The organism is Mesorhizobium sp. Cs1321R2N1, from assembly GCF_037179725.1.
In the GTDB taxonomy this organism is placed as follows: Bacteria; Pseudomonadota; Alphaproteobacteria; order Rhizobiales; family Rhizobiaceae; genus Mesorhizobium; species Mesorhizobium salmacidum.
Genome location: NZ_JAPYKP010000194.1, coordinates 1 through 8,341 on the forward strand (window position 1 = coordinate 1; position 8,341 = coordinate 8,341).

General features: G+C 60.9%; 10 protein-coding genes and 1 pseudogene. 4 read left to right on the plus strand and 7 right to left on the minus strand.

Annotated elements, in window-relative coordinates:
* Positions 1 to 126 (plus strand): annotated as a pseudogene (locus O7A61_RS29345) (IS481 family transposase); the annotation flags it as partial.
* Positions 127 to 237: 111 nt separating this feature from the next.
* On the opposite strand, the gene O7A61_RS29350 reads toward O7A61_RS29345, so the two are convergent.
* Entirely contained in the window at positions 238 to 615 is a 378-nt protein-coding gene (locus tag O7A61_RS29350) for a flagellar export protein FliJ (protein WP_027146385.1), read from the minus strand.
* 451 nt (positions 616 to 1,066) lie between these two features.
* Between O7A61_RS29350 and ctrA the strand changes: the two genes are divergently transcribed.
* Positions 1,067 to 1,762: a response regulator transcription factor CtrA gene (ctrA, locus tag O7A61_RS29355; protein WP_006203583.1), complete on the plus strand. Its 696-nt coding sequence runs from the start codon at positions 1,067 to 1,069 to the stop codon at positions 1,760 to 1,762.
* 159 nt (positions 1,763 to 1,921) lie between these two features.
* Here ctrA and O7A61_RS29360 read toward each other — a convergent pair whose 3' ends face one another.
* Entirely contained in the window at positions 1,922 to 2,290 is a 369-nt protein-coding gene (locus tag O7A61_RS29360; RefSeq protein ID WP_027146386.1) for a response regulator, read from the minus strand.
* A 244-nt stretch (positions 2,291 to 2,534) separates the two neighbouring features.
* Positions 2,535 to 3,164, minus strand: coding sequence for a histidine phosphotransferase ChpT (chpT, locus tag O7A61_RS29365; RefSeq protein WP_027146387.1), 630 nt, complete (start codon positions 3,162 to 3,164; stop codon positions 2,535 to 2,537).
* 385 nt (positions 3,165 to 3,549) lie between these two features.
* Between chpT and O7A61_RS29370 the strand changes: the two genes are divergently transcribed.
* Positions 3,550 to 4,086, plus strand: a complete 537-nt coding sequence (locus tag O7A61_RS29370; RefSeq protein ID WP_245262388.1) for a DUF1134 domain-containing protein — start codon at positions 3,550 to 3,552, stop codon at positions 4,084 to 4,086.
* Positions 4,087 to 4,241: 155 nt separating this feature from the next.
* Positions 4,242 to 5,396, plus strand: a complete 1,155-nt coding sequence (locus O7A61_RS29375; protein ID WP_337132735.1) for a hypothetical protein — start codon at positions 4,242 to 4,244, stop codon at positions 5,394 to 5,396.
* Positions 5,397 to 5,437: 41 nt separating this feature from the next.
* Here O7A61_RS29375 and O7A61_RS29380 read toward each other — a convergent pair whose 3' ends face one another.
* From O7A61_RS29380 to O7A61_RS29395, 4 genes are all read right to left on the minus strand, one after another.
* Positions 5,438 to 6,232, minus strand: coding sequence for a TrmH family RNA methyltransferase (locus tag O7A61_RS29380; RefSeq protein ID WP_337132736.1), 795 nt, complete (start codon positions 6,230 to 6,232; stop codon positions 5,438 to 5,440).
* Between the two features lie 81 nt (positions 6,233 to 6,313).
* On the minus strand, positions 6,314 to 6,658 hold the full coding sequence (locus tag O7A61_RS29385; protein ID WP_027146391.1) for an ArsR/SmtB family transcription factor: 345 nt from the start codon (positions 6,656 to 6,658) through the stop codon (positions 6,314 to 6,316).
* A 164-nt stretch (positions 6,659 to 6,822) separates the two neighbouring features.
* Positions 6,823 to 7,590, minus strand: coding sequence for a HugZ family pyridoxamine 5'-phosphate oxidase (locus O7A61_RS29390; RefSeq protein ID WP_337132737.1), 768 nt, complete (start codon positions 7,588 to 7,590; stop codon positions 6,823 to 6,825).
* Positions 7,591 to 7,696: 106 nt separating this feature from the next.
* The coding region (locus O7A61_RS29395; protein WP_337132738.1) for an SDR family oxidoreductase at positions 7,697 to 8,341 on the minus strand (645 nt) is incomplete at its 5' end.

Consider the following 8,341-nt stretch of genomic DNA (forward strand, 5'->3'; position numbering starts at 1 on the left):
GCCGCCGAGTTGCCCATATGGCTGCATCGGTACAATTGGCACCGTCCGCACGGAAGCCTAAAGTCCAAACCGCCAATCAGCCGCCTGGGCCTGACCAAGGACAACCTGTTGAGGCTCCACACCTAGGTCTTGCGTGCCACCCGCGCTTTCGTGGCGGCCGCCGGCGCCGGAATTCAGGCTATCGCCCGACAGTGTGCGCGCTTGTGCGCGCGCCAAATAGCGCCGATGTCGGCTGGTTCAGCCGATCATGGCGCTGCGGCCACCGGTTTCGGCCTCGCGAATCTTGGTATCGCGCGATTCCAGCATCTCAGCCTTGGAAAGCTCCGCTTCAGCTTCGCCGAGTAATGATTCGGCGGCGCTTCGCTGCTGGGCGAGGTCGCCTTGCGAGTTCCTGAGATTGTCGCGGCGCAGGCGCGCGGCCTTGGCGAAGGTCGGATAGGCGAAATGATTGATATCTGTGATGCCGGCTTTCTTTTCCTCGGCGGTGATCTGAAGCTCCAGTTCGACGGCCATGCGCTCGAACTCGGCGATCATCATGTCGAGTTGCAGCATCTGGCGACGCTTCTCATTCACCTGAAACTGTTTCAGCCGAACGAGGTTTTCACGTGACTTCATGATTCGGTACTCCCGGAAACGCACACCCGCACATATCGTCCAAACCACTTGGAAAGGCCCAAGCGCTGCCCGTATCCACCGGCTTTCCCCGCACTATAGGAAACAAAACCCTAAAGTTTTTTGACGACGGTAACCATTCGTTTACGGGCATTGTTAATCATACGTGTCAGGGCTTAAGGCCGGGTAAAAATTCCGGCCGCCGAAGCGAAGCCGCGTCGATGAGTCCCTGGAGTCACTTAGTCCAGGTTATTAATGTATCGCATTAGGAATTTTGGTCTGTGATTCGTTATTAGATTCAAGAGGGTGTAGAAAGGGGTTAAAAAATCTGATACCGTATTGGACGGGAAATTAGGTTTTGTTAACCATTCGATGGCAGCCTCTATACCAGGCAACCACTGCTCCGGGGCAGGACGGGTCGTGAAATGGTCCGGCGGCAGAAAAGGGGAATGAAATGCGTGTTCTGCTGATAGAAGATGACAGTGCAACCGCACAAAGCATCGAGTTGATGCTGAAATCGGAAAGTTTCAACGTCTATACGACAGACCTCGGCGAAGAGGGTGTCGATCTGGGCAAGCTCTACGACTACGACATCATCCTTCTCGACCTCAACCTGCCGGACATGTCCGGCTACGAGGTCTTGAGAACGCTTCGCCTCTCCAAGGTGAAGACGCCCATCCTGATCCTCTCCGGCATGGCCGGCATCGAGGACAAGGTGCGCGGCCTCGGTTTCGGCGCTGACGACTACATGACCAAGCCGTTCCACAAGGACGAGCTGGTGGCGCGCATTCATGCCATCGTGCGCCGCTCCAAGGGCCACGCCCAGTCGGTCATCACCACGGGCGATCTGGTCGTCAATCTCGACGCCAAGACCGTCGAGGTCGGTGGCCAGCGCGTGCACCTCACCGGCAAGGAATACCAGATGCTGGAGTTGCTCTCGCTGCGCAAGGGCACCACCCTCACCAAGGAAATGTTCCTCAATCACCTCTATGGCGGCATGGACGAGCCGGAACTGAAGATCATCGACGTCTTCATCTGCAAGCTGCGCAAGAAGCTCGACGCCGCGTCCGGTGGCCAGAACTACATCGAGACCGTCTGGGGCCGCGGCTACGTGCTGCGCGAACCGGAAGACATCCGCGTCAGCGCCTGAGCGCGGCCGGCAGAACTTTCTTAAAAAACCTGGCCATGTGAACTGACCCCCGAAAGTTGGACGCAACCTTCGGGGGTTTTGCATTGTGGACTGATAATTATTTTGTTTTGCACCGCGAGACGGCGGACCGCCGCGCGGTGTGCCTGGAATAGCTTCCGTTCAGGCAGCGATCTTCAAGGCGCGAAAGCGTTCGAGCAGTTGCGGGCGATTAAAGGGCTTCAACAGATAACCCTGGGCGCCGGCGCGCTTGGCCCGCATGATCGACGCGATATCGAGCTCGACCAGTGAGATCAGGATCTGCGGCCTGATCGGGCTTTCCATGGCGCGCAGGCGCCGGATGAGGTCGATCGCCTGCACGTCCGGCAGGGCGCCATCGATGACGATGATGTCGGGCATGTCGGCGGCGCACATCTCCAGTGCGTCAAGTCCGCTGGCTGCCTCGATGACCATCATGTCGGAACCGCCCAGGATGCGTTTCGCAACCTTCCTGATGACGCTTGAGTCGTCGACGAACATGCAGCGTTTCATTTCCGGGTCCTCTTTGCCCTTGGACAATCCGGTCGTGCGGGGCATCTGCGGCGTAGCCTAGACCGATCTGGTAAAGAAGCTGAAAAGCCGTTAGGTAAAATTTTTGCAAAGATGCCGCTAGGCTAATTTTTCCTTGCGGATACTTCGACGTTGCCGGCGTGTCAAAGGTCATCGCGCCCGATTGCCGTGTCAATAAAATATTTCAGATTGAAATACTTTGTTCGGTCGCGCTGCCGCGCCGATTTCAGACCACCGAAAGGACGATTTCTTCAGCCGTTGCATGGATCGAAATTGTCATGTTGGCCTCGCGGGCCAACAGCAGCGTGTAATAGGGCTGCACCGAATGAGCGTCGATCGGCTCCTCCGGCTTGTGACCGGAATGCAGTTCGAGGAATTTCGGCGGCACACGCAGCATCGGCCCGCTTGCCGAAAGCGAAAAACGCGGCTCGGTTTCGAGATTTTCGAGCGTCACCACCAGCTTGCCGCCGCGCGGAATGGCGGCATTGGCGACCAGGAGCAGGTTGAGCAGCAGCTTGACCTTGTTCTTGGGCAGCAGCGCGCGGATTCCGTTCCAGACCAATTCCGGCTTTTCGTTCTTGAGGAAGGCGATGGCGACGGCCTCGGCGTCTCCGGTGTCGATCATCATGCCCGCCGAGCCGGCGGCGCCGAAGGCGATCCGGGCGAACTGCAAACGGGCCGAGGCGTTCTTCGCACTCTGGCGGATGAGCCGCATGGCGTCTTCGTCGGCGCCGCCTTCGTCGAGCAGTTCAAGCCCGTTATTGATCGCGCCGACCGGCGAGATGATGTCGTGGCAGACGCGGCTGCACAAAAGCGCCGCCAGGTCGGGAGCGGAAAGGGTGAACAGTTCGGCCATCGGCGAAATCCCTGCAAAATCTTCCAGTTCGTGGCCGAGCGATCGATCTTCGCGCCTGCCCACACGAATCACGCTTCAACCCAAGGCTTTCTGAATACACAGCGCCCGCGCGTGCAGCAACAAATCCAAATTGTCGTCATGGCATATGGCGCATTCACGCAGGCTGCGTGTCCCCTTGAGCGGCCAAACAGCCTTCGAACCGCCATCTTCATGTGGGAGTTTAATGGTTGAAAAAGGATTACGGCATAGTTTGCCCCTAACAGTCATCCTTAACGGCCGCCTAAAGAGCCGTACGGATGCGAGGCGTCGGCGAAAGTGCTTCATGACGGAGATTGGAAGCATGTTTTCCCGATTGTATGACCGGAGTTTTCTCCGTGCCCTCTCAATGGCGTTCACGCTCATGGGCGTTCTCGTCTTCACGACATCGCCCTTGCGGGCCCAGGAGTACACCGCTCAGGAGATTGTCGATTCCGGCCACAAGTTCTTCGGCGCGACGTCGGGCGGGTTGGCCACGGTCGTGGAGAAGATTTTCGCCTCCTACGGTTTGCCTAACGGCTATCTGCTCGGCGAGGAGGGATCCGGTGCGCTGATCGGCGGCCTGACCTATGGCGAAGGCACGCTCTACACCAAGAATGCCGGCGATCACAAAGTGTTCTGGCAAGGCCCGTCGCTGGGCTGGGATTTCGGCGGCGAAGGGTCACGCGTGATGATGCTGGTTTACAATCTCGACGATGTCGGCAACCTCTACAATCGCTATGGCGGCGTCGCCGGTTCGGCCTATGTGGTGGCAGGTGTCGGCTTCAACGTGCTGAAGAACAACAATGTGCTGCTGGTGCCGATCCGTACCGGCGTCGGCGCCCGGCTCGGCGTCAATCTCGGCTACTTGAAACTGACCGAGCGGGCGACCTGGAATCCGTTCTGATCCGTCCGATATGATGAAGACGCGGACCGTTCGACCGGATTCCCGAGCCACGACCCGAATGAGCCGCGGCAAGCCCTTGCCGCGGTGCCGGATTTCCGCCATGCCAAGATGGCACGGTCCAGCCTTCCAAGTTGTCGTCGATAACGGGTAGTCCTTTGGTTCAGTCGGTCCTGTTCTTTGCCCTCGGCTTTCTCTGTGCCGGCTTTCTGGCGCTGATGGTGGCTCCGGCCGTCTGGCGGCGTGCCGTCGCCCTGACCCGCAGGCGCATCGAAGCCTCCATCCCGCTGACGCGAGCTGAAATCCAAGCCGACAAGGACCGGATCCGGGCCGAGTACGCCATGTCGACGCGCCGACTTGAAATCAATGTCAAGACGTTGCGCGAGAAAGTGGCCGAACAACTCGTCGAGATCAATCGCAGCCACGAGGCGCTGAAGGGGCTGGCGGTCGAGCGCACGGACAAGAACCATGCGCTCGCCGAACTCGGCGCCAAGAACGAGGCGCTGCGGCAACGCGAAGAGGAACTGCATCAGCTTTCGGAGCGGCTCAAGGAAACCGAACGAAAACTGGAAAGGCGGGCGCTCGATATCCAGAAGCTGGAGCACATGTATGACGATGCCAGTTTTGCCTCCAGCAGCCGCCAGATCGAGCTCGTGGCCCGCGAATCCGAATTGCAGAAGCTCGCCAGCGACATCTCGCTGCTGCGCGGCCAGCGCAAGGAAGCGGACCGGCGCAGCCAGGAGATTGCGGCCGAAAGCAAGGCCGCGCGCGATGCCCTGAAGGCCGAGAAGAGAAGGGCCGCCGAACTCGACAAGAAGGTCGAGCGGCTGCTCGCAACGCTCGCCGACCGTGAGGACAAGCTTGATCGGCGTGAAAAGGAGTTGGCGCGGTTGCGGGAAAAAGCGAAAGCCGAGGACGGCGCATCGGCCTTGCGGCTGGTCGGCAAGCCCGATGAAGCGGGTCGGCACGACGAGGCCGGCAAGCGCGACGACGTGGACCGGGCGATTGCCAGGCTCGACGGCGACCGCGAGCGGCTGGAGGCCAGGCTTATGGCGCTGGCGCGTGAGAACAAGCGCCTGAAGGCGGACCTCGGCGCCGCGGCATCGTTGGGCTTGACGAATGGCAATGGCGCCGCGCTGCGTGAGCAGATGAACGAACTGGCTGCGGAGGTCGTCCATCTGACTGCCAAGCTCGAGGGCCCCCATTCGCCGATCGCCAAGGCGCTGGCGGCACCGCAGGAAAACCGCTCCACCGGCCACGACCGCAGCCTCGCCGACCGCGTGCGCGCCTTGCAGAAAGCAGAAGCCGACTGACGCGGTGCGGGCTAGCCGTCTTCGTCGCACTCAAATCATCGTCAGTGCGAGAAATGATGCAAGGCAATGGCCGAGGCGGCAGCGACGTTCAAGCTGTCGAAGCCTTTCGACATGGTGATCCGTACCGTTTGCAAGCAGGCAAGCAGGCTTTCGGGCAGGCCTTCACCCTCGGTGCCGAGGTAGAGCGCCAGCCGCTCGCCGCGCGGTGCATGGCGTATGTCGATCCGCCCGCGCGGTGACAGTGCGAACTGGTCATAGCCCCGCCGATTGAGATCCGCCGTGAATTCCGCCGTGTCGGTGAAGGACGCGAAAGGGATCTTGAGCGCGGCGCCGACTGAAACCCGGATCGCCTTGCGGTACAGCGGGTCGCAGCATGTCGTGTCCATCAGCACCGCGTCGGCGCCGAAAGCGGCGGCATTGCGGAAGATCGAACCCATATTGTCATGGTTGGCGATGCCGACAAGCACGACGACCAGAGCTTGAGCGGGCAAGGCATCCAGCAATGAGGCGGCCGGGTGCGGTGCTTCCTTGCGGCCGATGGCCAGGATGCCGCGATGCATATGGAATCCGGCAATCGCGTCCATCACCGCACCGGCGACGACGTAGACCGGCAGGTCCGCTTGTGCCTTGCGCAGCATGTCCTCCAGGCCGCCAAGCCTGTTTTCCAGGATCAGGATGGATTCGGCGCTGAAGCGGCGCGACGACAAAAGCAGGTCGAGCACCACCTTGCCTTCGGCGACGAAACGGCCTTGCCGGCCCGCCAGATCGCGCTCGCGGATATCGAGATAGGCAGCGACACGCGGGTCGCGTGGATCGTCGATGCGTATTGGGTCCATGTCCCGCTCAACAATCATGTCCCGCTCAACAATGAAGAGCGTGGCTCGTGTGCCGGGAAAGACGGCCGCGGCAGCGTGCGGTCAAGTCCCGGCGCGGCGCAACCTCTGCGCCATCTGGGACAGATCTTCCTTGCCGCTGCCGAAAATGCCATCCAGCATGGTGAGCAGTTCGCGCACCGCATCGGATTTGCAGGAATAGTAGATCATCTGACGATCGCGCCGGGTGTCCACGATGTCGAGCGCCCGCAACTTGGCCAGGTGCTGCGAGAGAGCGGATTGGCTGAGCATCACCTTTTCGGCGATGGCGCCGACCGACATTTCACCGTCGATCAGATAGCTCATGATCAACAGCCGTTTTTCGTTGCCCATCAGCATCAGAAATTCGGCAGCCGATTCGGCGTTGGCGATTAGCTTTGTCGAGACCATTGATGCCCCATGCTGTTTGCTCATCAAGGCGCCATGGGGGCAATGGTGCCTGAATCCATAAATTCACCTGTGAAGGTGCCGACGAGTCGGCACTACATCTAAACCTAGAACATTTCTTTCAAATCTCAAGCGTTGCTTTTGATCAAATGCAATTTAGTCGCACCTTATATCTCCGATGCGGCCCTGCCGGCCCTGGCCATGGCAATCAGAGCGGGACGCAGTTCCGACACCATTACCAATGGTTGTGGAAAAAATACCCGGCAAATATTGTCTCCCGACACCAGATCGATGCCTTCGGCGTCCAAACCGGCAATGGTCCAGCCGTCGCCGGGTGCCTTGGCGAAATGACGGGCGTAGATGGCGATCGCATCGAGATGGTCCGCATTCATGTGCTCGACGGCCGATTGTTCGCTTCCGGTGAGTTCCTCGATGATGGGCCCAATGGTGAGAAGGTCGAGCCGTTCGAGCTGATAGGCCTTGCCGAAGCCGCCGTTGAGGCTGGCGTGTTGCGGCTCAAGGCGAAAGATCGAAAAGTCGCCGAGCCCGGCATAGAGGCTCGCCTTGGGATTGCGGTTGAGATAGCGGCGCTCGGCACGGGCATGCGCCTGCGAGCCGCGCTCCAGCCGCGATGCCTGGCAGGCCAGCGTCAGCCGCGGATGCGCCAGCGGATCGCCTTTGCCGGGCTCGCCGAGCAGCAGGGAACAGCGCGGATCGGCAAGCAGGGCTGACGTATGCGCCGCGAGCAGCGACACCAAGACAAGCGGTGCGCCATCGATGTCGGTGGCGATGCCGACCCGGCTCGCCAGTGGCGATCCGGTCCTTGGTTCCAGCACCGCCAGGGCGCCGAAGCGGGCGCTGCGCAGAAGCGTTTTCGCCAACCGGATCGCCTTGGCGTCGGTCTCGCGGATCACATCCTTCTTCCGGTCGCCCACGGTTCTCGTCCTGCTAAGTTGATTTTCTTATTCCACTTATCAGCCGACGTGCCGAACTTGGCAAGGGGAGGCACCCGCCGCATTTCGCACCTTTGGGCGACACGCCCTATTTCGGCGCCATGCGGATGGCGCCGTCGAGGCGGATGGTCTCGCCGTTCAGCATCTGGTTTTCGACAATGTGCAGGGCAAGCGCGGCATATTCGGATGGTTCGCCGAGGCGGGACGGGAAGGGCACGGCGGCGCCCAGCGAATCCTGCACTTCCTGCGGCATGGCGGCCATCATCGGCGTCTTGAAAATGCCGGGCGCGATGGTACAGACCCGGATGCCGGAACGGGCGAGATCACGCGCCACCGGCAGCGTCATGCCGACCACGCCGCCCTTGGAGGCGGAATAGGCCGCCTGCCCGATCTGCCCGTCATAGGCGGCGACCGAGGCGGTGTTGACGATGACGCCGCGCTCGCCGCCCTGCAGCGGCTCGAGTTTCGCGGCGCGGTCGGCAACCAGGCGGATCATGTTGAAGGTGCCGATCAGATTGACCTCGATCACCTTGCGGTACTGGTCGAGCGGATGGGGTCCATCCTTGCCGATCGTCTTCACCCCGATGGCGATGCCGGCGCAATTGACCAGAATGCGCGGCTCGCCCAGCCTGGCGGCGACATCGGCGAGGGCGGCGGCGCCATTGTCGGCACTTGCAACATCGCACTGGACGGCGATGCCGCCGACCTCGGCAGCAACCTTGGCCGCGCGCTC